This is a genomic window from Nocardia sienata NBRC 100364 (genome assembly GCF_001613205.1).
Taxonomy (GTDB): domain Bacteria; phylum Actinomycetota; class Actinomycetes; order Mycobacteriales; family Mycobacteriaceae; genus Nocardia; species Nocardia sienata.
In genome coordinates, this window is the sequence record NZ_BDBX01000054.1 from 20359 (window position 1) to 43163 (window position 22805).

The 22805-nt window shown below is 68.4% G+C and carries 25 protein-coding genes; 16 read left to right on the forward strand and 9 right to left on the reverse strand.

Translation table 11 applies throughout. From position 1 onward, the window contains the following. Positions 1-31: 31 nt before the first annotated feature. The 5 genes from NS4_RS32445 to NS4_RS26120 all read left to right on the forward strand — a co-directional run bounded on the left by NS4_RS32445 (position 32) and on the right by NS4_RS26120 (position 3959). Positions 32-748 (forward strand): hypothetical protein, encoded by a 717-nt coding sequence (locus NS4_RS32445; RefSeq protein ID WP_063062147.1) that lies wholly within the window; start codon positions 32-34, stop codon positions 746-748. Between the two features lie 104 nt (positions 749-852). Next, entirely contained in the window at positions 853-1536 is a 684-nt protein-coding gene (locus tag NS4_RS26105; protein ID WP_063062148.1) for an alpha/beta hydrolase, read from the forward strand. 38 nt (positions 1537-1574) lie between these two features. After that, entirely contained in the window at positions 1575-1961 is a 387-nt protein-coding gene (locus tag NS4_RS26110; RefSeq protein ID WP_063062149.1) for a hypothetical protein, read from the forward strand. Next, positions 1954-3216, forward strand: a complete 1263-nt coding sequence (locus tag NS4_RS32450; RefSeq protein ID WP_063062150.1) for a WXG100 family type VII secretion target — start codon at positions 1954-1956, stop codon at positions 3214-3216. Before NS4_RS26110 ends, NS4_RS32450 begins: the two co-directional genes overlap by 8 nt. After that, the gene (locus NS4_RS26120; protein ID WP_063062151.1) at positions 3213-3959 is read left to right on the forward strand and encodes an ESX secretion-associated protein EspG; all 747 of its coding nucleotides are present in this window, start codon (positions 3213-3215) and stop codon (positions 3957-3959) included. The genes NS4_RS32450 and NS4_RS26120 overlap by 4 nt, the downstream gene beginning before the upstream one ends. 98 nt (positions 3960-4057) lie before the next feature. Here NS4_RS26120 and NS4_RS26125 read toward each other — a convergent pair whose 3' ends face one another. Continuing rightward, entirely contained in the window at positions 4058-4813 is a 756-nt protein-coding gene (locus NS4_RS26125) for a hypothetical protein (RefSeq protein WP_063062152.1), read from the reverse strand. 299 nt (positions 4814-5112) lie between these two features. Here NS4_RS26125 and NS4_RS33545 point away from each other — a divergent pair, with 299 nt between their 5' ends. The 6 genes from NS4_RS33545 (at position 5113) to NS4_RS33000 (ending at position 8751) form a co-directional block, all read left to right on the forward strand. Further along, positions 5113-5406, forward strand: coding sequence for a hypothetical protein (locus NS4_RS33545; RefSeq protein WP_245665732.1), 294 nt, complete (start codon positions 5113-5115; stop codon positions 5404-5406). A gap of 525 nt (positions 5407-5931) precedes the next feature. Next, a complete protein-coding gene (locus NS4_RS26135; protein WP_063062153.1) occupies positions 5932-7017 on the forward strand; it encodes an S-(hydroxymethyl)mycothiol dehydrogenase in 1086 nt (361 codons plus the stop codon). Then, entirely contained in the window at positions 7014-7628 is a 615-nt protein-coding gene (locus tag NS4_RS26140) for an MBL fold metallo-hydrolase (protein WP_063062154.1), read from the forward strand. The genes NS4_RS26135 and NS4_RS26140 overlap by 4 nt, the downstream gene beginning before the upstream one ends. Before the next feature lie 310 nt (positions 7629-7938). Next, on the forward strand, positions 7939-8127 hold the full coding sequence (locus tag NS4_RS32455) for a hypothetical protein (protein ID WP_157106251.1): 189 nt from the start codon (positions 7939-7941) through the stop codon (positions 8125-8127). Between the two features lie 21 nt (positions 8128-8148). Then, on the forward strand, positions 8149-8337 hold the full coding sequence (locus NS4_RS32995) for a helix-turn-helix domain-containing protein (protein ID WP_218020410.1): 189 nt from the start codon (positions 8149-8151) through the stop codon (positions 8335-8337). A gap of 72 nt (positions 8338-8409) precedes the next feature. Then, positions 8410-8751, forward strand: a complete 342-nt coding sequence (locus NS4_RS33000) for a TetR family transcriptional regulator C-terminal domain-containing protein (protein ID WP_218020411.1) — start codon at positions 8410-8412, stop codon at positions 8749-8751. 158 nt (positions 8752-8909) lie between these two features. Here NS4_RS33000 and NS4_RS26150 read toward each other — a convergent pair whose 3' ends face one another. From NS4_RS26150 to NS4_RS26175, 6 genes are all read right to left on the reverse strand, one after another. Then, complete coding sequence (locus tag NS4_RS26150; protein WP_084487733.1) at positions 8910-9332, reverse strand: nitroreductase family deazaflavin-dependent oxidoreductase; 423 nt, start codon at positions 9330-9332, stop codon at positions 8910-8912. A 75-nt stretch (positions 9333-9407) separates the two neighbouring features. Continuing rightward, positions 9408-9986, reverse strand: coding sequence for a TetR/AcrR family transcriptional regulator (locus NS4_RS26155; RefSeq protein WP_039824411.1), 579 nt, complete (start codon positions 9984-9986; stop codon positions 9408-9410). An 18-nt stretch (positions 9987-10004) separates the two neighbouring features. Next, a complete protein-coding gene (locus NS4_RS26160) occupies positions 10005-11471 on the reverse strand; it encodes an FAD-dependent oxidoreductase (protein WP_063062156.1) in 1467 nt (488 codons plus the stop codon). Next, positions 11471-12508, reverse strand: a complete 1038-nt coding sequence (locus NS4_RS26165; RefSeq protein ID WP_281219954.1) for an NAD(P)-dependent oxidoreductase — start codon at positions 12506-12508, stop codon at positions 11471-11473. The genes NS4_RS26160 and NS4_RS26165 overlap by 1 nt, the downstream gene beginning before the upstream one ends. Beyond that, positions 12508-13257, reverse strand: a complete 750-nt coding sequence (locus NS4_RS26170) for an SDR family oxidoreductase (protein WP_063062157.1) — start codon at positions 13255-13257, stop codon at positions 12508-12510. Before NS4_RS26170 ends, NS4_RS26165 begins: the two co-directional genes overlap by 1 nt. Positions 13258-13329: 72 nt before the next feature. Then, positions 13330-14799, reverse strand: coding sequence for an aldehyde dehydrogenase (locus NS4_RS26175; RefSeq protein ID WP_063062158.1), 1470 nt, complete (start codon positions 14797-14799; stop codon positions 13330-13332). A 312-nt stretch (positions 14800-15111) separates the two neighbouring features. Here NS4_RS26175 and NS4_RS26180 point away from each other — a divergent pair, with 312 nt between their 5' ends. From NS4_RS26180 to NS4_RS26200, 5 genes are all read left to right on the forward strand, one after another. After that, positions 15112-16317, forward strand: a complete 1206-nt coding sequence (locus tag NS4_RS26180) for a cytochrome P450 (protein WP_063062159.1) — start codon at positions 15112-15114, stop codon at positions 16315-16317. Beyond that, positions 16318-17118 (forward strand): SDR family oxidoreductase, encoded by an 801-nt coding sequence (locus NS4_RS26185; protein WP_063062160.1) that lies wholly within the window; start codon positions 16318-16320, stop codon positions 17116-17118. After that, complete coding sequence (locus NS4_RS26190; protein ID WP_169811815.1) at positions 17118-18341, forward strand: cytochrome P450; 1224 nt, start codon at positions 17118-17120, stop codon at positions 18339-18341. The genes NS4_RS26185 and NS4_RS26190 overlap by 1 nt, the downstream gene beginning before the upstream one ends. Continuing rightward, entirely contained in the window at positions 18338-18823 is a 486-nt protein-coding gene (locus tag NS4_RS26195; RefSeq protein WP_063062161.1) for a glutathione peroxidase, read from the forward strand. The genes NS4_RS26190 and NS4_RS26195 overlap by 4 nt, the downstream gene beginning before the upstream one ends. A gap of 284 nt (positions 18824-19107) precedes the next feature. Further along, positions 19108-20259 carry an MCE family protein gene (locus NS4_RS26200; protein ID WP_084487735.1) on the forward strand — a complete coding sequence of 384 codons (1152 nt, stop codon included), beginning with the start codon at positions 19108-19110 and terminating at the stop codon, positions 20257-20259. 56 nt (positions 20260-20315) lie between these two features. Here NS4_RS26200 and NS4_RS26205 read toward each other — a convergent pair whose 3' ends face one another. Further along, the gene (locus NS4_RS26205; RefSeq protein ID WP_245665734.1) at positions 20316-21572 is read right to left on the reverse strand and encodes a sensor histidine kinase; all 1257 of its coding nucleotides are present in this window, start codon (positions 21570-21572) and stop codon (positions 20316-20318) included. Positions 21573-21675: 103 nt separating this feature from the next. Further along, the gene (locus tag NS4_RS26210) at positions 21676-22371 is read right to left on the reverse strand and encodes a response regulator transcription factor (protein WP_063062163.1); all 696 of its coding nucleotides are present in this window, start codon (positions 22369-22371) and stop codon (positions 21676-21678) included. Positions 22372-22805 lie beyond the last annotated feature (434 nt).

Here is a 22805-nt window from a genome sequence, read left to right on the forward strand (position 1 = left end):
CGTCGCCCTGATCGGATGTAGGGAGTCAGCAGTGCACAACAAAATTGTCGCGCGCGCCGCGGCCACGGCGGCCGCCCTCGGTATCAGCGCAGCGCTCGCCGTCACCCCGGCGGCCGCGGCACCCGTGCCCACCCCGGCCGAAGCGGCGATGCAGGCGCTCACCGAGCAGACCGCCGACAAACCGGAAACCCACGCCGGTGTGGACGCACTCGACCGCTATGCCGACTACGTCGCGGCCAACCACATCAGCACCATCGGCCTGTACACCCCCTTCGTCTACGCGGCACCCACCTTCGGCTGCGGCAGCAACGGCCCGATCACGACCATCGTCGCGGCCGGCACCGCCAACGGACCCAGCGCCAATATCGGCGGCACCCCCGGCACCCTGACCTTCCACGCCACCCCCGGGCATCCCGGTATCCCGCAGGCCTCCGGCCTCGTGGTCGCCTGGATCAATATCAACAACGGGCGCAGCGGCCTGGACATGCTCGACGATCTGACCGAGTTCGGCACCCCGTCGCTGTCCCGGACCGTGGACAGCGGCCCGGGCACCGTCCTCGCGTCCATGTGGGGCACCATCGACTACCCGGGCGCGCTCTGTGTGATGACGCCCACGGTCGGCATGTTCCCGGTGCCCGAGGCGCCCGCCCCGGCCCCCGCGCCGGCGCCGCAGTCCGCGCCCGCGGAACCGGGCGCCCCGGCCCCTGCGCCTGCGCCGGAACAGGCGCCCGCGCCCGCCCCGGCCTGATCCGCCGGGACAGCGGATAGCGGTCCGCGACAGCCCGGACGAGACGACCGCGGCCGCCGATCGTGGCACCCCACCGACCGGCCGTTCTTTGTCACAATCCGACCATGGGTTTCTTCGACGGCATGCGCGGCCGCCTGCACTATCGGAACCGGCCGGTCGAGGAGGCCGCGGCGGGCCTGGTGTTGCTGCCGGGTACCGGCCAGCACAGCGGGCACTACCACGAGTTCGCCCGGCGGCTGAACACCGCGGGTATCACCGTCTGGACGCTGGACCCGCCGGGGCAGGGGCTCAGCGAAGGAGATCCCGGTGCCCGGCCGGTGCTGTCCGAACTGGTCGCGGACGCGGCCGCGTTCGTCACCCTGGTGCGCAAGCAGGCTCCGGAACTTCCGATCACCCTCATGGGGCATTCGCTCGGGGCGATCATCGCTCTCGCCGCGCTGGGCGCCACCCCGCCCGGCCTGGACCCCGCCGTCGCGGCGAACCCGGCGATACCGGCCGACCTGCCGGCCGGGCTGGTGCTGTGCGGTACTCCGGCGCGTGCCCTCGACGATCGCGCCGAGGCCGCCGGGCCGCGGCTGCCACCGGTCCTGGCCGTCCACGGGGTGGACGACCGCCGGGCGCCGATCGACCCGGTCCGGGCGTGGGCGCGCCGGCGCGGGACGGTGGAACTGCGCGAATATGCCGATGCCGGACACGATCTGCTGCACGAGCGCGTGCGCGCCCGGGTGACGGCGGATATCGTGCAGTGGACGCAGGAGATCGTCGCGGGGCCGGTGCGACGACCGTGAAACCCGCTGTGTGACAGCGGAGCAGGAAGGGGGACACGATGCAGCCGAATGCGATCAGCACGCTCGATTCCGCCGTCGAAGACGGGCAATTGTGGATCGACGGCGTCCTGGTGGCCGAGGGTGCGCCCGAACAGTGCGCCCTGCGCTACGAACAACTCGCCGACCAGGTGGACGCGCAGATCGACACGCTGTCGGCGGCGGTGTCGCTGCCCGGCTTCGGGGGCTTCGACTCGGGTGCGGCACTGCGCTGCGGATTCGAGGGCAAGGCCAGCGACGCGATCGCGGCCCTGCGCCGGTACTCCGCCGGCGCCCGGCAGCTCGCACACACCTTCCGGGTCGCCGCGGCGGCCTACCGGGAAGCCGATACCGGTACCGCCGCGGCGCTCGGGACCGCCGCCGAGCCGACGGGAGTCGCCGGTGCGTGAACTGCCCCGTGCCGGGGCGCGCGGTGTGCACTACCGCGTGGACCCCGAGTACGCCCCCACTGTAGAAGTATTCGACAACCTCACCCACCGGCAGATCCACGCCGGGGTGGCCGCCATGGACCCGTCGGTGCTGCAGACCGGTGGTCAGGCCTGGCAGGGCGCGGCTACCGGCCTCACCGACGCGGTGGCGCAGGCGCATACCGAGATCCGCGGCGCCATCGCCGACGGCTGGCGGGGTTCGGCGGCCGGTCTGGCCGCGGCCGCGGTCCGGGATTTCGAGGCCGCCGGGCGGCATCTCGCCGATGTGCTGGCCACCGTGGGGCAGCGGCTCGGCCGGGCGGGCGACGCCGCGGAAACACTGCGCGCCGCGGTCCCCGAACCCTCCGGCGCCGAACCGGATCTCACGGCGGCCCTGCTGGATCCGCATGCGGCCACCGACAATATCGCCGTCCAGCGCAGGACCGACGACGATCGCGCCGAGGTGGTCCGGGTGATGGACAGCGTCTACACCGGTGCCTTCATCCCGACCGGTGCGCAGGTCCCGGCGTTTCCGGACCTCCCGGACACGCTATCCGGTGCCGAGGCGCCCGACGGGGCGGCCCGGGCCGCGCACGCGGTCCCGAGCACGGAAGCCGTGCCGGGACAGCGGCCTTCCTCTGCACCAGCGGGGGCAACCGTGGCGGACCGGCAGCCGGCCCCCGCTCGGTCCGGAGCAGCGGCCCCGGTGGAGCCGGGTTCACCGGTGATCGCGGCCGCCGGCGCCCGGTCCGATACCCCGGATCTCGCTGCAGCCGGTTCCGCTCCCGAGAGCACGACCGCAGCGGCCGCCCAGCAGATCGCCGCCCCCGCCACCACTCCCGTGACAGCGCCGGTCGCTGCCGGTACCGCGTCGGCGAGCCCCACCGCGGCGACGGGTGTCCCACTGTTCGCCGCCGCGGTCCGCCCGGCGGGTTCGACCGGAGACCAGGAACGTTCCCGGGACGAACAGCAGCGGTCCGCGGGTGGTGAGGCCGTCACCGGGATGGGCGCGGGGGCGATAGGCGGTCTGATGGGCGGTGCCATGGCGGCCGATACGGTCCGGTCCGGCACCCCGGTGGCGCCGCGCACCGAGCGGACCCCGCCGGCCGAGGACGACCTCCACTTCGCCGACGAGGAGCTCACCTATCTGGAACCGGGCGAACCGGCCGGGCAGTTGATCGGCGCCCTGGATCCCACCACACCACCGGTACTGGGTGAGTGGACGGAAGAGGAGTGAACTGGATCCTCACCCCGGACCAGTTCGCGCTGGCATGGGAACGGACCGTCGGCGACCGTATCCCCTATCCGCTGGCGGTGCGCCTTTCGGCTCGCGATTCCGTCGAGCGCACAGCCCAGTTGCCCGCCCTGCGGCAGTGGTGTGACGGCACCCTCGACGCCGATCTGGAAGCGGCGCTACGGGTACTGGCCGGTCCCGAGGTGAGCGTGGAGACATTCGGACAGGACGGTGACCGGACCCCGACCGTGCGAATACTCGGCGCGTCGGCGGGCCGGATCGGGGTGGTGGTCACCCAGCGTCCGGGCGCGAGTCCGGATCGGGGTGGTGAACTGCGGATCACCGCCGGTACGGCCACCTCACTGCCGGTTCGGGTGATCGCGGCACTGCCGGCCGTGGCCGCTGGTACCGGAGCGCGGCTGCGCGCGGTGCGCAGCGAGGTCGTCGAGGACGGCCGGGACAGGGTCACCGTCCCCGTGTCCGGGCCCACCACGGCCACCCGGATCCGTAAGCGGCTCAAACTGCCCCGCGACGGTATCGGCCAGATCGTGGTGTCGGTGCACCATCGCACCGGGCCGTCCCCGTTCGGAGTGCTGTGCTGGGTCGATATCACCGACGACGGTCGCTACGCGGTCCACACCGGTAAGGATGTCGAAATAGTTCCGGTGGGCGCCGAAGGTTTCACCAATGCCCTACGGCCCATGGTCGCCGCCGCCCAGCGGTCGGTCGCCTACGCCGAACGCTGAATATCGAGGGGGGTAGTGGTCGAGAGCAAGCAGCGTGAACCGCACTCGCAGTGGTGAGATACGGACGCCGGCTCCGGCGCTCGTGGTCGTTCGGTGTGTCAGTTGACGGGTGCGACAGTGACGGTCGGGGTGGGAAGGGAAAGCGTTTCGGGGGAATCCGGGGTGGCCGGCTCGGTGGTCGTGGGTACCGCGACCCGGGGCACGACGGGGACCTGCGTGGGTGTCGACTCCGCGGGAACGCTGTCCGCCGTACCCGTTTCCGGGAGCCCCTGCTCGTCCACCGCGGCCGGAGGTTCGGCGGACGGCGGGGCCGGGGGGTCGCTGGGCGGTGCGGCCGGGGGTTCGGCGGGCGGCGGGTTCTCGGCCTCGGGCGGAACCGGAGCGATCACCACGGTCGTGTTCGAAGGCGGTGCGGGCAGCGGGGATTCGGTGTGGGCCGGTTCCACCGGCGGGCCGGGCACCGAGGCGGTGGTCCAGCCGGGTTCGGTCGGAGCGGTGGGGTCGGGAGTGGCGGACAGGGTGACCCGGCGAGTGGTCTCGCCCGCAGTGGGTGCGCCGCCGGGACCGGTGGATGCGGTGACCGAGATCTGGTACTCGGGCGGAAGGGTGCGCCGGGGCGGCGGCTCCGGGGCCATCCGCCACGACGGGGACGGCGGTATCAGCACTTTCGCGACACCGGCGGAGGGCTCGCCGGTGAACCCCGCCGGTTCCGCGGCCTGCGGGCCGGAGCGGATCGGGGGCGGCGGCACATAGGTGTCCTCTTGGCCGATTCCGCACGCGCCGATGAGCACCAGCCCGAGGGAAACCGCCCCGGCGGCCGCCAGGGGTCCGGCGACCTTCGTTTTGCTCTCCATCGGTGACGCTCCTGTGATATGTCAGTGGCCCAACCTTAATTCAGCGCGCCGAGGAGAACTAGACCCCCATCTGCCGACCCGCTGGTTACCGCGTGTAGAACGGCCGAGGAAGGGTACGGTTCAGGTATCGAATTGATATCAGCCGCGTGTCGCGGGCTTGTGTCGCGTAACAATCTTCGGGTTGTGGTCGTAGCGTATGTTGCTGAAGTGACGCATGAGGCGCCGGAGTTCTCGGTGACCGTGCACTGAAGTGGTAGGCGCGTAACGATTTCCGGATCGGCGCCATCGAGGAGTAGATGATGGGAGACCAGACCACCACCGACCTGCCGGGCGCGGCGGAGGAGTCCGCCGCGGCGCCGGCTCCGGAGCCGGCGGCGGATCCTGTATCGGGTGGCGCGGGTGCGACAGTGGGCAGAGTGCTGGGCTGGCTTGTCTTCGCCGGTGGGCTGGGTGCGGCGGCTTTCGGTATCGGGACCCTGCAGGTGATCATCACCGTGATCGGCCTCATCCTGGCGTGCACCGCGGGGCTGACCCTGCTCAAGCTGCGTGCCGACGGGCCCGGTCCCGAACCCGAGGCTCGTATCGCCGGCTGAGCCGGCCGGCGTGGTCCGGGTACGCGTCCGGTCGCGGCCGATCCGAACGGGCGAACGGGCTTGTGCGCCTCGGGCTGCGCACTGAGTGGGACACGTGTCCGATCACTTTTTCGGATAAGTGATCGGCAAGCTGGGCGGTCGCTCTCGGCCTGCTGTCCGGTTGATCAATTGTTTGCCCGACTTCGGCTTCCTCGGTACTTTGGGCTCGGGTCGGGTCCGTTCGGAAGAAGAGAAGAACATGATCGAAGCCGGGTCCGCGGTCTTGAATCTGGTGAATGTCGTTACGTCCATCGCCGCCAACGTGACCTATCTGCTGCAGGCCTGGGGAGTTCTCTGAGCATTTGCCGACAGTGTGGCGGTGCGCCCGGCGGGTGCTCCGCCACACTGCGTTCCGGCCGCTCGTTCGTTGCCGATCACCCCCCGGTGATGGCCCGCCCGGCGCGGCGGGCACTGCCCGTGACGCGCGCGGGCGGATAACGTATGCGCTGTCGCGCATTGCCGCATTACCGCCCGAGAGGAGACGCTGTGCCCCAGCAGGTTCGAGGTGTCATCGCCCGCAGTTCCGGAGCCCCGGTCGAATTGGTCCCGATCGTGATACCCGACCCCGGCCCCCGGGATGTGGTGGTGAAGATCCAGGCGTGCGGGGTCTGCCACACCGATCTCACCTACCGCGAGGGCGGGATCAACGACGAATTCCCGTTTCTGCTCGGCCACGAGGCCGCGGGTGTGGTGGAAACGGTGGGTTCGGCGGTTACCCATGTGGAACCGGGTGATTTCGTCGTCCTGAACTGGCGGGCGGTCTGCGGCCAGTGCCGCGCCTGTAAGCGCGGCCGGCCCTGGTACTGCTTCGACACCTTCAACGCCAGTGAGCCCATGACGCTCGAGGACGGCACCGAACTCACCCCGGCACTCGGGATCGGAGCCTTCGCCGACAAGACCCTCGTCCACGAAGGGCAGTGCACCAAGGTCGATCCGGCCACCGACCCGGCGGTCGCCGGCCTGCTGGGCTGTGGCGTGATGGCTGGTCTGGGCGCGGCCGTGAACACCGGCAATGTCGGCCGCGGCGATTCGGTGGCGGTGCTGGGCTGCGGTGGGGTCGGCGACGCGGCGATCGCGGGCGCCCGGCTGGCCGGGGCGGGCACCATCATCGCGGTGGATACCGACGCCCGGAAACTCGACTGGGCGCGCGAACTGGGCGCGACCCACACCATCGACGCGTCCGCCACCGACGCGGTCGCCGGAATCCAGGACCTCACCGGTGGATTCGGCGCCGATGTGGTGATCGACGCGGTCGGCCGCCCGGAGACCTGGAAGCAGGCGTTCTACGCGCGCGACCTGGCCGGCACCGTGGTGCTGGTCGGAGTGCCGACCCCCGATATGACGCTGGAGATGCCGCTGATCGATTTCTTCAGCCGCGGTGGCGCGCTCAAATCGTCCTGGTACGGGGACTGCCTGCCGGAACGGGATTTCCCGATGCTGATCGACCTGTACCGGCAGGGCCGGTTGCCGTTGGACAAGTTCGTGACCGAGCGTATCGGGCTGGACGCGGTGGAGGAGGCCTTCCACACCATGCACGGAGGTCAGGTCCTGCGCTCGGTGGTGGTCCTGTGACGGCCCGGGTCGAACGGATCGTCACCGAGGGGCAGTTCTGCCTCGACGGCGGCTGCTGGGACGTCGCGAACAATATCTGGCTCGTCGGCGACGACAACGAAGTACTGATCATCGACGCAGCGCACGACGCGCAGCCGATTCTCGGCGCCGTGGCCGGGCGCCGGGTGACCGCCGTCGTGTGCACGCACGCGCACAACGACCACGTCACCGTGGCGCCTACGCTGTCGGCGGCCACCGGTGCGCCGATCTTCCTGCATCCCGAGGACGATATGCTCTGGCAGCAGACCCATCCCGGCGTGGAGTACCGGCCGCTGGCCGACGGCGAGGTGTTCGGGGTCGGTGGCGCGGAATTGCGGGTCCTGCACACGCCGGGACATTCACCGGGGTCGTGCTGTCTGTACTTCGCCGAGGGCGGCGAGGTATTCAGTGGCGATACGTTGTTCGAGGGCGGACCCGGCGCGACCGGCCGGTCCTATTCCGACTATCCGACCATCCTCGCCTCCATCAACGAACGATTGTTCGCATTGCCGGAGCAGACCGTGGTACACACCGGGCACGGCCCCGACACCACCCTCGGCGCCGAGCGGGCCCACGTGCCCGCGCAGGCCTGAGCGGTACGCGCAGCCGTCGAGAGGCGGCATCCGGCCGGGTGTCGCCGTTCGTGTTCGTGGCTCTCGCGGACCGGCGGCGGTGCGCGCCCGGAGAACACCGACCAGCTGTTGCGCCGATATCTATCCCAGAGCGCTGACCTGCGTCGATCCGGCCAAGCCGACCTCGACGCCAGCGCCTGTGAATGCAACCACCGTCCCCGCGGGATCCACGGATACCGCAGCTCTGCCGAGGTCGACGCCGAACATCTGAACAGCGGTGATGCACCGCCCCTTTGAGACCGCCATCAGTAAATGAACAGGAGCGATCGGGGTGGTGCTCGCTGCAGTGGCGGCACACAGTTTCGACACCATGCTGGCGATGATCGCCAACCGCCGGCTGGACCCAGGAGCCCTGATCACCCGACGCGTCCCGCTCGAGCACGCCGGCGGAGTGCTTGCCGGCATGCGCGACTTCGGCACCGCCGGACTGGTCGTGATCGACCAGTTCGCAACAATGTAAGCCACGTGAAAGGAGAGACGTATGGCCGGGAGACCGCGGGAGTTCGACCGCGACATCGCGCTCACCCGAGCGCAAGCCCTGTTCTGGGAACGGGGTTACGAAGGCGTCTCTCTCGCCGACCTCGTAGCCGCGACCGGGCTGGCCTCCGCCAGCCTGTATGCGGCGTTCGGCTCCAAAGAGCAGCTGTTCCGCGAGGCCGTCATGCTCTAGGAACGAGAGGAGGGTGGCTTCGCCGACCGCGCACTGGCATCGGAACCGGACGTGAGGCGTGCTCTCGAGCGCATGTTCCATGAGGCGATCGACGTCTATACCCGGCCGTCGCCTCGCGGCTGCCTGGTCGTCACCGCGGCGACCAACTGCACCGAGAAGCACCACACGATTCAGACGTGGCTCGCTGAACACCGGCGCTCACGCACAGAGTCGATCATCGGACGAGTCGGACAAGCCGTTCGCGAACGCCAACTCGGCGCGAACACCGACGTCGAGGCCCTCGGACAGGCTCTGTCGATCTTTCTCAACGGTCTCCCGGTCCAGTCCAGAGACGGGGTGCCACCAGAGCAGCTCCATGCGAGCGTCGCTGTCATGCTCTCGGCCGCGCTTCCCGATGCGACGCCCTGCCGGTGAACTCGACGATTGGATCGTCGCCTCCACCGATCCGGTCGAGTCGGTGATCGCCGGCACCGTTGCGGTGTGGCGGGCGGTGACCGTCGGCCCGTCGGCGGCGGCATCACGGGAATCGATCGCGACCGGCGCCCTATCCGGGCGGGACCGCCCCGGAGCTGTCAGGGCGTACGGGGCTCCAGCACGAACACCGGGATACGGCGTTCGGTCCACGACTGGTAGTTCTCGAAATCCGCGTACAGTTCGAGCAGTTTCGGCCACAGCCGGTCGCGTTCGGCGTCGTCGGCGAGGCGGGCCCGCACCGGGATCCGGTCCTTGCCGATCTGCACCGTGGTATCCGGCTGCGCGACGAGGTTGTAGTACCACTGCGGGTTCTTCGGCAACCCGCCCTGCGACGCGACCACGATGATGTTCGCGTCGTCGCGCAGGAACAGCAGCGGCACCGTGAACTGCTTACCGGATTTGCGGCCGGTGTGTTCCAGCAGCAGTGTGGGCACCGGTTTGCGGAAGCCCGCCCCGACCCGCCAGGTGCCACCGATCCGGCCGCCGGTTTTCCGGTAGGCCCAGGTGTTGACCTTGGACATGTACTTGATGACAGTCGGCACGAAGGACGAGTCGAGCTGTTTGGGGCGGTTGTTCACTTCTCGAAGCTCCGATGCTCAGCGCAGGATCAACAGCGCGGATTTCTCGATGAGGTCGGCGATATCGGCGTAGGAGGCATATCCCATACCGGCCCGGACGAGCGCGCCCGCGTAGACCAGTTCCAGCGAGACGACCACCTCCGGGTCCGGGTCGGGACCCAATGCGCGCTCGATCCGCGTGCGGATCTCCAGGCCGATGCGGGCGCGCAGATGGGCCACATCGGGATCACGGCCGAGCATGGCGCTGGTGACCGCGCCGGAGACCTCCTGGTCGTCGGCGACCAGCATGGCGATGGCACGCAGTTCGGCCACCACCCGGACCGTGGGATCGGGATCCTCGCTGACCGGTGAAGGCGCCGCCACCAGCCGCCGCCAGAAGATCTCGGCTACCAGGTGTTCCTTCGACGAGAAGTAGGTGTACGCGGTGGCGGTGCCGACCCCGGCCGCGGCGGCGACCATCCGGATGGTCATGCCCGCGAACCCCTCGCGCGTCAGTACCTCCACCGCGGCCTTCGTCAGTTTGTCGACTGTATCGGCCTGTTTCGCGGACAGGCGCCGGCGAGTCGCTTCGACGACGAGGGGTTCACCTTCGGACATGTGTCTGAATGTACCGTTTCAGTTCTTCGCGGCCGCAATCCCGGCCCGGCGGCCGTAGAAACTGCCGTCACCCAGCGAGGTCCCGCTGGCGTATCCGCCCGCGCAGACACCGGAGGTGCAGCGACCGGCGGCGAACAGTCCGGGAATGGGTTCGCCGTTCACGTGCAGGACCCGGGAATCGAGATCGGTACGCAGACCGCCCAGGGTGAATCCCGCGGTGAACCCACGCATATCGAACGCGGCGAACGGCCCTTCCAGGGGCTTGGTCCACTCCGTCTTCTTGCCCAGCAGCGGGTCCTGACCGTTCGCGGCGTGCTTGTTGTACAGCTCGACCGTGGTCTGCAGGGCCAGTTCGGGCAGGCCGATATCGGATTCGAGTTCGGCGATCGTCTCCGCCGCCCAGGTCGGCGGCTGGCGGAAGAACGGGGTGGAGGTCTCGGTGGTCAGCGATTCCTCGTAGGCGGCCTCTCCGATGATCAGGAACGCCTGGTTCTCCTGGTGGAACAGGGTCATCTGCCCGATCCGGCCGGGGTAGGTGTCCTCGGGGACGTACCGCTGGCCGCGGCCGTTCACCAGGATGCCGCGCGCCATCATCTGCGGATCTCCGAAGAACGCCACCTCGGTGGCGTCCATATGGGCCAGATCGGCGCCGAGCGCCTGCGCGATCCGGATGGCGATCCCGTCGTGTTCCTCGATGGCGGCGCCCGGACGGCCGATGAGCCGCGGCGCGAAACCCTCGATCATCTGGTCGTGATAGGCGAAGCTGCCGGTGGCCAGGACGACCCCGCGTTCGGCCCGGATGGTCAGCTCCTTGCCGTACTGCTTGGCGACCACACCGACCACCCGGTCGCCGTCGACCACCAGACGCTGGATCCGGGTGTCGTATTCGGCGGTGACGCCGAGCTTCTCGGCGGTTTCGGCCAGCGGTTTCATCAGCATGTAGCCGCCGCCCTTGGAACCGGTCCGCTTGTTGCTCATCTGCGGGACGTGGCCGCGCGGAGCCGGGTCGGCGACGGTGTTGAACGGGGCGGCGTTCTCCCCGCCGGAGTACATCAGTCCCTCGTCGTGCGGGGGTTCCCAGCCGGGTTCGCCCCAGAATTCCTCTTTGAAGGGCACACCGTTGGCGACCAGCCATTCGTAGTGCTCGACGCTGCCGCGGCAGTAGTCGGCGATCTTCGCGCGGTCCACCCCCGGACCCAGCGCGGCGACCATGAACTTCTCCATGTTCTCCGGACTGTCCGCGAACCCGAGTGCCTTCTGCAACGGCGTGCCGCCACCGAGGTAGATGAAACCGCCGGCCAGCGCCGCCGCACCGCCCCAGCCGCTGGTGCGTTCCAGGATCAGCACGTTCGACCCGGCCCGCGCCGCCTCGATCGCGGCGCAGACACCGGCGATCCCGTAGCCGGCCACAACCACATCGGCGGTGCGGTCCCACTCGGTGACCTCGGCGGCGGGTAACGGTCGGAGAGATGTGGGGTCGGCCATTATTCGGATTCCTTACTGTCGTTCTGCGCGCCGGCTGCCGGGGTCCCCGGGGCGGCCGGCTGTGCGGCGATGGTGGCACGTCCCGACGCGGGGGTGGGGTGGCCGTCCCGCTCAGCGGTGGGGGCGTCTTGCGGCGCGGCGGTGACTCCGTACCGCGCGGCGGCGATCTCGCCGCGCCCGACGCCCAGTCCTTCGCCGAGGCGGGTCAGTGCCAGCGCGGCCAGGGGCAGCTCGGCGTCGACCCGGCCGCCCAGGTCGAGCGCGAGGGACAGATCCTTCTCCCCGAGTTCCCGGACATGGGTGAGGATCGGCAACCAGAAATCGTCCGCCGCGATGGGGGCGGTGGTATCGCGCAGCATGATCGAACCCGCACCGCCGGTCACCGCGTCGGAGTGGCGGACCACCTTGCCCAGTGCGGTGATATCGAGCCCGGCGGCCTCGGCCAGCCGCTGGGCCTCGGTGGCGGCGGTGAACGAGATGAAGTGCAGCAGGTTGCGGGCCAGTTTCATGCGGGTGCCGGCCCCGACCTCACCGGCGTGCACCACCAGATCGGCGAAGCAGCCGAAGGGTTCGCGCACGGCCGCGACCGCGTCGGCGCCGCCGCCGATCATCACGGCCAGCCGGCCGCTGTTCGCGCCCGCGGCCCCGCCGCTGATCGGGGCGTCCACCAGATGCACGCCGCGTTCGGCGCAGAGCCGGGCGAATTCCACCGCGGACTCGTCGCCGATGGTGGAGTGCACGGCCACCACGGTGCCCGGCGCGGCGGTACTCAATACCCCGTTCTCTCCGGTGAGTACGGCGCGGACCTGCCGGTCGTTCACCACCGCGATACTGATGACCCCGCATTTCGCGGCCAGTTCGGCCGCGGTGGCGGCGGCCTCGGCGCCCGCGGCGGTGAACGGTTCCACTGCCTCGGGCCGGGTATCGCAGACGGTGAGACCGCCGGACCAGTCCAGCAGTTTCCTCGCCATCGGCGCGCCCATATCGCCCAGGCCGATGAAACCGACCCGGGTGCTGGCGGCGGAGTCCGCGCTCACTACCGGATCACCTGGCCGCCGTCGACGCAGAAGATCTGCCCGGTGACCCAGGAGGCGTCGTCGGAGAGCAGGTAGAGCAGGGCGCCGGCCATATCGTCGGGCGTACCCATCCGCTTGAGCGGCAGCCGGTTCACCATATCCTTGACCATGCTCGCGGGGGTGGTGGTCTTGGTGGCCTCGGTATCGGTGGGCCCCGGGGCGATCGCGTTGACCCGGATATTCGATCCGCCGAGTTCGGTGGCCAGCTGCTGGGTGAGACCGTTGATCCCGACCTTCGCCAGGCCGTAGAAGCCGGAGTACACCCAGGCCGCGGTGGAGGATTGGTTGACGATCGAACCGCCGCCACCTGCCGCCATGTTCTCCCAGACCGCGCGGGTCATCACCAGCGCGCCGTCCAGGTTCACCGACATGAACTTCTTGTAGTAGTCCCACGGCACGGTGAGCAGCAGATCGAGCTTCATCCCGCCGTAGATGGCGGCGTTGTTCACCAGATGGTCTATCCTGCCGTACTTCTCGACGGTGAAATCGGCCAGTGCCTTCGCCGAATCGGGATCGGACACGTCGACGGTGTGGAACGCCGCGGTACCGCCGTCGGCCACGATCTTCTCGGCGACGGCGGTGCCGCCCTCTTCGTTGAGATCCGCGACGACGACCGACGCGCCCTCGGCGGCCAGCGCCTGCGCGTAGACCTCGCCGATACCGCGGGCGGCGCCGGTGACGATGGCGGTCCTACCGGTGAAACGAGCCATGGGATGAGCTCCTCGTTGATCGGGAAAGCTTGATCGGAAATGGTTTCCGCTGCTGTGGGGCGGTCCGCGCGCCTACTGCGCGGTGGCGACGAGTTTGGTCTCCAGGTACTCCTCGAACCCGGCGACGCCCATCTCGCGGCCGATACCGGACTGTTTGTAGCCACCGAAGGGCGCGTCGGCGCTGTACCACATACCGCCGTTGACGCCGAGCGTGCCGGTGCGCACCCGGTCGGTGACCCGGCGGATCCGCTCGGGGTCCTTACCCCACACCGCGCCGGACAGGCCGTAGGGGGAGTCGTTGGCGATCCGGACGGCGTCGTCGTCGCCGTCGTACGGGAGCACCACCAGGACCGGGCCGAAGATCTCCTCCTGGGCGGCTTTGGCGCTGTTGTCCAGGTCGGCGATGACGGTGGGTTCGACATAGAAGCCCCGGTCGTGTTCGGCCGGGCGGCCGCCGCCGGCCACGATCCGGCCACCGTCGGCGCGGGCGCTGTCGATATAGCCGAGTACCCGGGTGCGCTGGCGGTCGGAGATCACCGGACCGCAGACGGTTCCAGGGTTCGTCGGATCGCCGGGGCGGATACCGCGCATGGTGTTCGCGGCGGCCTCGAGCGCCTCCTCGTATTTGTGCCGCGGCACCAGCAGGCGCGTGGACAGGGCACAGCCCTGTCCGGCGTGGACACACAGCGAGAACCCGGCATAGCCCACCGCGGTGGCGAGGTCGGCGTCGTCGAGCACGATGAACGCCGACTTTCCGCCGAGTTCGAGGAAGGTCTTCTTGAGATTGGCCGCGGCCGCGGCCATCACGGCGCGACCGGTGTTGGTGGAGCCGGTGAAACTGATCAGGTCGACCCGCGGATCACCGGAGAGTTGGGCGCCCAGGCCGTGATCGGCGGAGGTGACGATATTGACCACCCCGGGCGGTATCTCGGTCTCCTCGGTGATGATCGAGGCCAGCGCCGCCGCACACCACGGGGTGTCCGGGGCGGGTTTGAGGACGACGGTGTTGCCGGCGGCCAGCGCCGGGCCCAATTTCGCGAAGTTGATCTGGTGCGGGAAGTTCCACGGGGTGATCGCGCCGACCACGCCGACCGCTTCGCGGCGCAGCGCCCGGTGGGTGCTGATACCCATCGGCGCGGCCACGCCGAGTTCGGTTTCCCATTCGTAGTTCGCGGCCAGTCGCGTGGCGAAACTCAGGTCCTCCACGGGGCCCTCGAGCTGGGGTCCGCTGGTGAACATGATCGGCGCGCCCACCTCGGCGACGGTGATCTCGCGCAGTTCCTCCGCGTGCGCCTTCAGACCGGCCTGCAACTGCTCCAGGCAGCGGACCCGGAACGCGTGGTCACGGGACCAGTCGGTCTCGTCGAAGGCGGTGCGGGCGGCGGCGATCGCGGCATTCATATCGGCGGCGTCCGCGTCGGCCGCGGTGCCGATGACCTCTTCGGTCGCCGGGTTCACATTCTCGAACACGCCGTTGCCGCCGGGCACGAGGCTGCCGCCGATCAGCAGTCGGGAACTGTCGCCGGGCAGAAGACTGTTCATGAAAGACCCCAATACTGTCTGGACAGGTGTTTGGAATATAGTCCGGACTCTTTCTCTAGTGCAAGAACTGGTTCTATCGTTCACGCTCGGTGCCGATCGTGCACGGAACTCGGCCGGAGTGGGTGTGATAGTCCGGGGCGATATCGGCGTTCGGCCCGACTCGATGCTTCCGAACAGCTAATTCTCGTACGATCATTGTCGCGGGGACGCGCCGCTGGTACCGTCCAGACACATGTCCAGCTATGTGTCTCTCCCCGGCGGCCGATCGGTCGAGCCCGGCGAGAACTCGTTATCGAAACAGAGGTGGGTCCGATGACGGCCGCATCGTTGGAGCCGGTGACCTTCGATCCCTACGACTACGTCTTCCACGAGGACCCGTACCCGGTCTACGCCCGGCTGCGCGCGGAGGCGCCGCTCTACTACAACGCGGAACTCGATTTCTACGCGCTGTCGCGGCACGCGGATGTCACCGCGGGATTCCGCAATGCCGCCGCGCTGTCGAATGCCAACGGCGTCTCGCTCGACCCCGCGGCCTGGGGGCCGCACGCGCACAAGACCATGTCGTTCCTCGCCATGGACGATCCCCGGCATATGCGGATGCGCAAGCTGGTGTTCAAAGGTTTCACCCCCAAACGGGTGGCCGATATGGAGACCCGCATCCGGGAACTGACGCTGGAATACCTCGAACCGGCGCTCGAGCGCGGCGAATTCGACTGGATCCAGGACTTCGCGGGCAAACTGCCGATGGACGTCATCTCCGAGTTGATGGGGGTACCGGCCGCCGACCGCGACGAGATCCGCCATATGGCCGATATGGTCATGCACCGCGAAGACGGGGTGACCGATGTCCCGGATTCGGCGATCGAGGCCTCGCTGAACCTGGTGGTCTACTACTCGGAGATGGTCGCGCAACGCCGGGAGAAACCCACCGACGACCTCACCTCCGCGCTGCTCGGGGCCGAGATCGACGGCGACCGGCTCACCGACGACGAGATCATCGGCTTCATGTTCCTGATGGTGGTGGCCGGGAACGAGACCACCACCAAACTGCTGGGCAACGCCCTGTACTGGGCCGGCCGCAACCCGGCGGAATACGCCAAGGTCACCGCCGATCCGGAGCGGGTGCCGGACTGGGTCGAGGAGACCCTGCGCTACGACACCTCCAGTCAGATCGTCGCGCGGACCGCCACCGAGGATCTGGAGTACCACGGCCGGGTCATCCCGGCGGGGTCGAAGGTGCTGCTGCTGATCGGTTCGGCCAACCGGGACGGCGAGGTCTTCGACAATGCCGACAGCTACGACCTGGACCGCGCCGAGAAGGGCAATCTGGCCAGCTTCGGCGCCGGTGTGCACTTCTGCCTCGGCGCCCATCTGGCCCGCCTGGAAGCAACGGTCGCGCTGCGCGAATTCGCCGCGCGGGTGAAGTCCTACCGAGTGCGTGAGGACGAATTCGTCCGCGTGCACTCGTCCAATGTGCGGGGCTTCGCCAAGCTCCCGATTTCCGTGGAGGTGCGGTAGATGCCCCGGTTCGATCCTCATCCCGACAAGCGGCCGACCATCGTGGCCGGCGCCTCGTCGGGTATCGGCGCCGCCACCGCCGTGGAATTGGCCGCGCAGGGCCATCCGGTGGCGCTCGGCGCGCGCCGGGTGGAGATCCTGGAAGAACTGGCCGGGAAGATCCGGGCCGACGGCGGCACCGCGTTCGCCCACCGCCTGGATGTGACCGACCAGGCCTCGGTGGACGAATTCGTCGCCGCGGCCGAGGCGGCCGTCGGGCCCACCGAGATCCTGGTCTCCGGGGCCGGCGATATCGAATTCGGCCTCATCCAGGACATGGACCCCGCCGATTTCGCGCATCAGGTGCAGATCCATCTGATCGGCGCGCACCGCATGGCCCATGCGGTGCTGCAGGGCATGCTGGCCCGCCGGCGCGGCGATGTGGTGCTCATCAGCTCCGACTGCGCGCCGCTGCCGCGGCCGTGGAACGGGGCCTACAGCGCCGCCAAGGCCGGCGTCGAGGCGATGGTGCGGCAGCTGCGGATGGAACTCGAGGGCACCGGGGTCCGGGCCTCGCTGGTCCGGCCCGGTCCGACCGTGACCGGGATGGGCATGAACGCCTCGCCCGAGGTGGTGGGACCGCTGCTGGAGTCCTGGCAGGCATGGGGGCTGGCGCGGCATCCGTACATGCTGCGGGCCTCCGATCTGGCCCGGGCGGTGTCGGCGGTCGTCGGGACCCCGCGGGGTGCCCATCTCGTGCTGGTCGAGGTGCAACCGGAAGCGCCGCTGCGACCGCTCCCGGAAGAAGGAAAGGGCTCCTGATGTCGACGGCACTGCCCCCGGGTTTCGATTTCACCGACCCCGCACTGTGGGCCGATCGCAGTCCGGTCGAGGAATTCGCGCTCCTGCGCCGGACCGCACCGGTGTGGTGGAACGCCCAATCCGACGAGACGTCGGGCGGTTTCAACGACGGCGGCTACTGGGTGGTCAGCACGCTGGAGGACGTCAAGGAGCTGTCCCGCAACCCGGAGCTGTACTCCTCGCAGCAGAAGGGGTCCATCGTCCGGCTGCCCGGCGATATCACCCCCGACCAGATGCAGCTCACCGAGGCGCTGCTGGTGAACATGGACCCGCCGAAGCATTCCAAGGTGCGCCGGATCATCTCCAAGGGTTTCACCCCGCGGGCGGTGGAGGGATTGCGCGCGGCGCTCACCGAGCGCGCGCACCGCATCGTGCACGAGGCGAAGAAGACCGGCGGCGGCGATTTCGTCACCCAGGTCGCCTGCGAACTGCCCCTGCAGGCGATCGCCGAACTGCTCGGGGTCCCGCAGGCGGACCGGCGCAAGGTGTTCGACTGGTCGAACCAGATGCTCAACTACGACGATCCCGAATACGGCGACCCGACCGTGGCCTCGGCGGAGATCCTCGGCTACGCCTGGAACATGGCCGAACAGCGGCGGTCGTGTCCGGCCGACGATATCGTCACCCAGTTGGTCAACGCCGATGTCGACGGGGAGGGGCTGGCCTCCGACGAGTTCGGTTTCTTCGTCATCCTGCTCGCGGTGGCCGGTAACGAGACCACCCGCAATGCCATCACCCACGGCATGAAGGCGTTCGTGGACAATCCGGAACAGTGGGCGCTGTACCGGGAGCAGCGGCCGCGGACCGCGCCGGACGAGATCGTGCGCTGGGCCACCCCGGTGACCGCGTTCCAACGCACCGCCACCGCCGACCATGTCCTGGGTGGACAGGAGATCAAGAAGGGGCAGCGCCTCGGATTGTTCTACAGTTCCGCCAATTTCGACGAAGCGGGGTTCGACGAACCGTTCACCTTCGATATCCTGCGCGATCCGAATCCGCATGTCGGGTTCGGCGGTACCGGCACCCATTATTGTGTGGGCGCCAATCTGGCCCGGCTGGAAATCGACCTGATGTTCAACGCGATCGCCGACGCCATGCCCGACCTGGAATCCGTTTCCGATCCGGTACGGTTGCGATCGGGGTGGATAAACGGAATCAAGAGTTGGCAGGTGCGGTACGAATGAACGTTCGGGATATCCCGGTGAACACGCTGTCGGGTTCGGCGTCCACGCTCGGTGAGCTGGTCGGCGACCGGGTGGTGCTGCTGGTCAACGTCGCGTCGAAATGTGGTCTCACGCCGCAGTACACCGGGCTGGTCGAACTGCAGAAGAACTACGGTGACCGCGGTTTCAGTGTGGTCGGTGTGCCGTGCAATCAGTTCATGGGGCAGGAGCCGGGCAGCGCCGAGGAGATCCAGCAGTTCTGTTCCACCACCTACGGTGTGGACTTTCCCCTGTTGGAGAAGGTCGAGGTGAACGGCGACGGCCGGCATCGGCTGTACCGGGAGATCATCGAAACCCCCGACGTCGAGGGTGTGGCCGGTGATGTGCAGTGGAACTTCGAGAAGTTCCTGATCGACCGGGACGGGAGTGTGCTGGGGCGTTTCCGGCCCACTACCACACCGGATGCGGACACGCTGATCTCGGCGATCGAGAAAGCGCTGTAACCGTAGCCGTAACGGCTTATGATCGAGGCCCGCTCACCCAGTGGTGAGCGGGCCTTTTTCACTTTCTACCTGCGAGAACAGCGTGATACGGCGCAATCCGGACGTGATCGGTGAAAACCGCCCGCCCGGATTGAATCGGCCATAACATGGACAACTGTCTGGACATAAATCCGGTTCAGTTCGGTACGCCGGGGTGCCGAACGGCTCGAGGCAGGTGAGTGGTGGTACCGATACACAATCGGTCCGATCGGCCGACAACGACACTGCACAAGGTCTGGGCTGTCGTGCGGTACAAGTTCGCGGCGCTGGGGATGGTGCTGGTCATCGCCGCGGCAGTGGTCTTCTCGCTGGTCATGTTCTTCGGCGGGTTCGCACCGAAGGAACCGGTGGCGGTCGTGGTACCGCGCAGCGGACTGGTGATGGATCCCGACGCCAAGGTGAAATTCCGGGGCGCGGAGGTCGGCCGGGTCGGAAAGATCGAATCCCGTGACGGGGAGGTCCGCCTCGAACTCGACATGAACCCGGACCTGATGCGCCTGGTCCCTGGCAACGCCGGGGTCGATATTCGCTCCACCACGGTCTTCGGCGCCAAATACGTGAACTTCGTGGAACCGGCCCAGCCCGCCGGCCGCCTGCGACCGGGCCAGGTCCTGCGCGGCGAATCGGTGACCGTCGAATTCAATACGCTGTTCGAACGGCTCACCGAAGTCCTGAACATGGTCGAACCGACGAAACTGAACGCCACGCTCACCGCGCTCGGTACCGCGCTGCAGGGGCGCGGCGAGCGACTCGGTGATCTGCTGGTGAACGCGGACCGGCTGTTACGCGAGATCAATCCGAGCATCCCCGCGCTCCAGCACGATTTCCAGGCCACCGCCGCGGTGACGAACCTCTACGCCGATACCGCGCCGGACCTGCTGCGCACGGTGGACAATGCCACCACCCTGAGTCACACGCTCACCGACAACGAGCAGAGCTTCGACGCCTTGCTGCTGGATACGATCGGCCTGTCCGATACCACCGGCGCGGTCCTGACCGAGAACGAACAGAACCTGGCCACCGCGCTGGACCTGCTCCGGCCCACCACCGAACTGCTCGACGCCTACAAACCTTCCCTGGACTGCGTCATCCGCGGTCTGGCCAAAGCGATGCCGCTGGCCGACGACCTGATGGGCGGCCGCAACCCGGGCGCCTCGTTCAACGCCAGCTTCATGTATGGGGCCGAGGCCTACCAGTACCCGAACGATCTGCCCAAGGTGAACGCCACCGGCGGGCCGCGCTGCGCGGGCGTCCTGGACCGGGTGCCGGGCAGCCACGCCGACTACGTGGTGACCGACACCTCGGAGGTCAATCCGTTCATCCCGTCCACCCGGATCTATCAGAACCATCCGACCGTGTTCGAGTTCCTCTTCGCCGGTATGCCCGGTATGCGCTGAGTCGGCCGTTCTGCGGTGCGGGTTCGCCGACAGGGAAGTAGCTGCTGCGCTCCGACTCACAGCCCTGGGCCGATCCGGACGCGCAGGCGTACGCCACCCAGCGGACTGGAGTGCAGTTCCGCTGTGCCGGAATGGAGTTCGGCTTGTTGCTGGACCAGGGCCAGGCCCAGGCCGGAGCCGGGGGATCCGTGACCCTTGACGAAGCGGTCGAAGGCGGTCGGGAGAAGCGTTGGAGGGATGCCGGTGCCATCGTCATCGATGGTGATCTCGATAGCGTCGGAGCCGCCGCGGGCCGAGACCGTGATGGTGTGCGCGTGACCGTGCTGTACGGCGTTGGCGACCGCGTTGGTGACGATGAGCATGAGCCCGCCGGGTAGACCGGTCACCGTCCTCCGCGGACACTCGGTGAGATCGATGTCGACCTCGGGGTATCGGCGGCGTGCGTCCTGTACCGCGCGGTCGAGGGTTTCGCAGAGGTCGAAGGGTTCGAAGACGTCGGATTCGGTGAGTTCGCCGACGGCGAGTTGTTCCAGATCGGTCAAGGTGTTCTCGATCTGGCGCTCGGCGAGCAAGACATCGGCGAGTATTTCGCGCTGCTGTTCGGCGGGTAATTCCTTGGTGGCCAGAACTTGCAGGTCGGTGCGCATCGCGGTGAGCGGTGTGCGCAGCTCGTGCGCGCAGACCGCGGCGAAGTCCCGGGCGCCGGCGAGTGCCCGATTGGTGGCACCGTGTGCGGCCTCGAGTCGCGCGAGCATGCGAGTGATGGCATCGGAGAGTTCTTCCGCCTCACGGGCGCCGCGGCCGCTGAGCGGCGGTAAATGCTCGAGGGTGTCGATGTCGTGGGTCGCGGTCGCCAATCTGCGCAGTGGCCGTGCGGCGTAACCGGCGAGGAACCAGCCGAGCACCGCCGCGAGCAGCACACCCGCGATTCCGATCCCGATACCGATGAGCTGGCCGCGGCGGATAGCCGAAGCCGCCGGTGCGCGATCGGGTTCCAGCCGCACCACCAGTCTGGACCCTCCCGCGACGACGGTGCGGATTACACCGGGCTGTCCGGGTGGCGGGAGATCCGGTGGCGGGAAGGGGAGGGCCGAGTCCGGTGGCGGGAGGGGGTGGTCGAGGTCCGGTGGCGGGGCGGACCGAGTCCGAATCACCAGGGGCGGCGCCGCGTCCCCCGGCGGTGCGAGCGCCACGCCCATGGTCGAGACTATTCTGTCGAACTGCCGCGAACCCGTGGCGTCGAGCAGCGCGGTATAGGCAATGCCGAGAGTGAGCGCGACAAGCGCCGCGACAACCCCTGAAACCAGCGCCACGCGAGCACGCAACGACAGTGACCCGGTGCCTTTCGTCGGCCTCACCGGCCGACCCCGCAGACTTGTCCGCGCTGGGTTCGATCGTGCTGATGCCGACATTCGTTCACGCTTCCTCCCGCAGTACGAATCCGACCCCGCGCACGGTGTGGATCACCCGCGGCACACCGTGCATTTCCAGCTTCCGCCGCAGGTAGGAGACGAACACATCCACTACGTTGGTGTCGGTGCTGAAGTCGTAGCCCCACACCGCGGAGAGGATCTGCTCGCGGCTGAGTACGACGCCGACGTTCGCTGCCAAGTGGGCGAGCACCTCGAACTCCCGTTTGGTCAGCTCTACCTGCCGGCCACTCGCGTACACCCGATGTCCGGACCGGTCGATCCGCACCTGCCCGACCTGGCGCCGGTCATCACCGGGTAGCCGGATCTGTATGGGCCGACGGCGCAGTAGCGCGTGTAGGCGGGCGACGAGCTCACCGAGGTCGAAGGGCTTGGTCAGGTAATCGTCGGCGCCACGCTCCAGAGCGGCGATGCGATCGCTGACCGCGGTGCGGGCGCTCAACACGCAGATAGGGATGTCGTTGCCCATGGCGCGCAATGACGTAACCACGCCCGTCCCGTCGAGGTTTGGCATATTCACATCGAGCACCATGGCGTCCGGCTCGGCGCTGCGCACCAGAGCGAGGGCTTGGGCACCGTCGCTCGCGCTGACCACCTCGAAGTGTGAAAGTTCGAGCCCGCGCCGCAGCGACGCGAGAACTCGGGCCTCGTCGTCCACAACCAGGATGCGTTGTCCGGTCACCGAGGCACACTCTTTCTTGCACGCTTGTGGGTGGGGCCTGTGGTAGGAACCAGGTGTAAGCCGGGGTCTGATTCGGTCCGTAGGGAGGTCCCCGGGAACGCGACGAGCACAGCCGCGCTGCCTGTTTTCACCCATGGGGCGGACACAATGGGCGTCATGGCACCACCATAGAGCCGGCCTCGGTCAGCTGCCGTCGCTGAAAAGACGTCCGCGACCGGGGTGACCGGTATCTGCAATGGATCTCGGACCCCGATGCACCGCTCCGATGTCCGGCGGAACACGCACGCCGCGAGTCAACAGGTATCCGAGATCGTCAACAGGGCAAACGCAGCTTGTGGCACCGCCTGGACCCGGCCGCTCCGGATCTCGTTCCCGGCGCTCCGCACCGGAGATATCTAACGATTTCCTAATCATTGCTCAAGAAATCCTGAAGA

Excerpts from the sequence above, each read along its gene's own strand:
- NS4_RS26105 (WP_063062148.1), top strand. The coding sequence starts at position 853 with ATGGGTTTCTTCGACGGCATGCGCGGCCGCCTGCACTATCGGAACCGG.
- NS4_RS26110 (WP_063062149.1), top strand. The coding sequence starts at position 1,575 with ATGCAGCCGAATGCGATCAGCACGCTCGATTCCGCCGTCGAAGACGGG.
- NS4_RS26125 (WP_063062152.1), bottom strand. The coding sequence starts at position 4,813 with ATGGAGAGCAAAACGAAGGTCGCCGGACCCCTGGCGGCCGCCGGGGCG.
- NS4_RS33545 (WP_245665732.1), top strand. The coding sequence starts at position 5,113 with ATGGGAGACCAGACCACCACCGACCTGCCGGGCGCGGCGGAGGAGTCC.
- NS4_RS32995 (WP_218020410.1), top strand. The coding sequence starts at position 8,149 with ATGGCCGGGAGACCGCGGGAGTTCGACCGCGACATCGCGCTCACCCGA.
- NS4_RS33000 (WP_218020411.1), top strand. The coding sequence starts at position 8,410 with ATGTTCCATGAGGCGATCGACGTCTATACCCGGCCGTCGCCTCGCGGC.
- NS4_RS26150 (WP_084487733.1), bottom strand. The coding sequence starts at position 9,332 with ATGTCCAAGGTCAACACCTGGGCCTACCGGAAAACCGGCGGCCGGATC.
- NS4_RS26155 (WP_039824411.1), bottom strand. The coding sequence starts at position 9,986 with ATGTCCGAAGGTGAACCCCTCGTCGTCGAAGCGACTCGCCGGCGCCTG.
- NS4_RS26160 (WP_063062156.1), bottom strand. The coding sequence starts at position 11,471 with ATGGCCGACCCCACATCTCTCCGACCGTTACCCGCCGCCGAGGTCACC.
- NS4_RS26170 (WP_063062157.1), bottom strand. The coding sequence starts at position 13,257 with ATGGCTCGTTTCACCGGTAGGACCGCCATCGTCACCGGCGCCGCCCGC.
- NS4_RS26175 (WP_063062158.1), bottom strand. The coding sequence starts at position 14,799 with ATGAACAGTCTTCTGCCCGGCGACAGTTCCCGACTGCTGATCGGCGGC.
- NS4_RS26180 (WP_063062159.1), top strand. The coding sequence starts at position 15,112 with ATGACGGCCGCATCGTTGGAGCCGGTGACCTTCGATCCCTACGACTAC.
- NS4_RS26185 (WP_063062160.1), top strand. The coding sequence starts at position 16,318 with ATGCCCCGGTTCGATCCTCATCCCGACAAGCGGCCGACCATCGTGGCC.
- NS4_RS26190 (WP_169811815.1), top strand. The coding sequence starts at position 17,118 with ATGTCGACGGCACTGCCCCCGGGTTTCGATTTCACCGACCCCGCACTG.
- NS4_RS26195 (WP_063062161.1), top strand. The coding sequence starts at position 18,338 with ATGAACGTTCGGGATATCCCGGTGAACACGCTGTCGGGTTCGGCGTCC.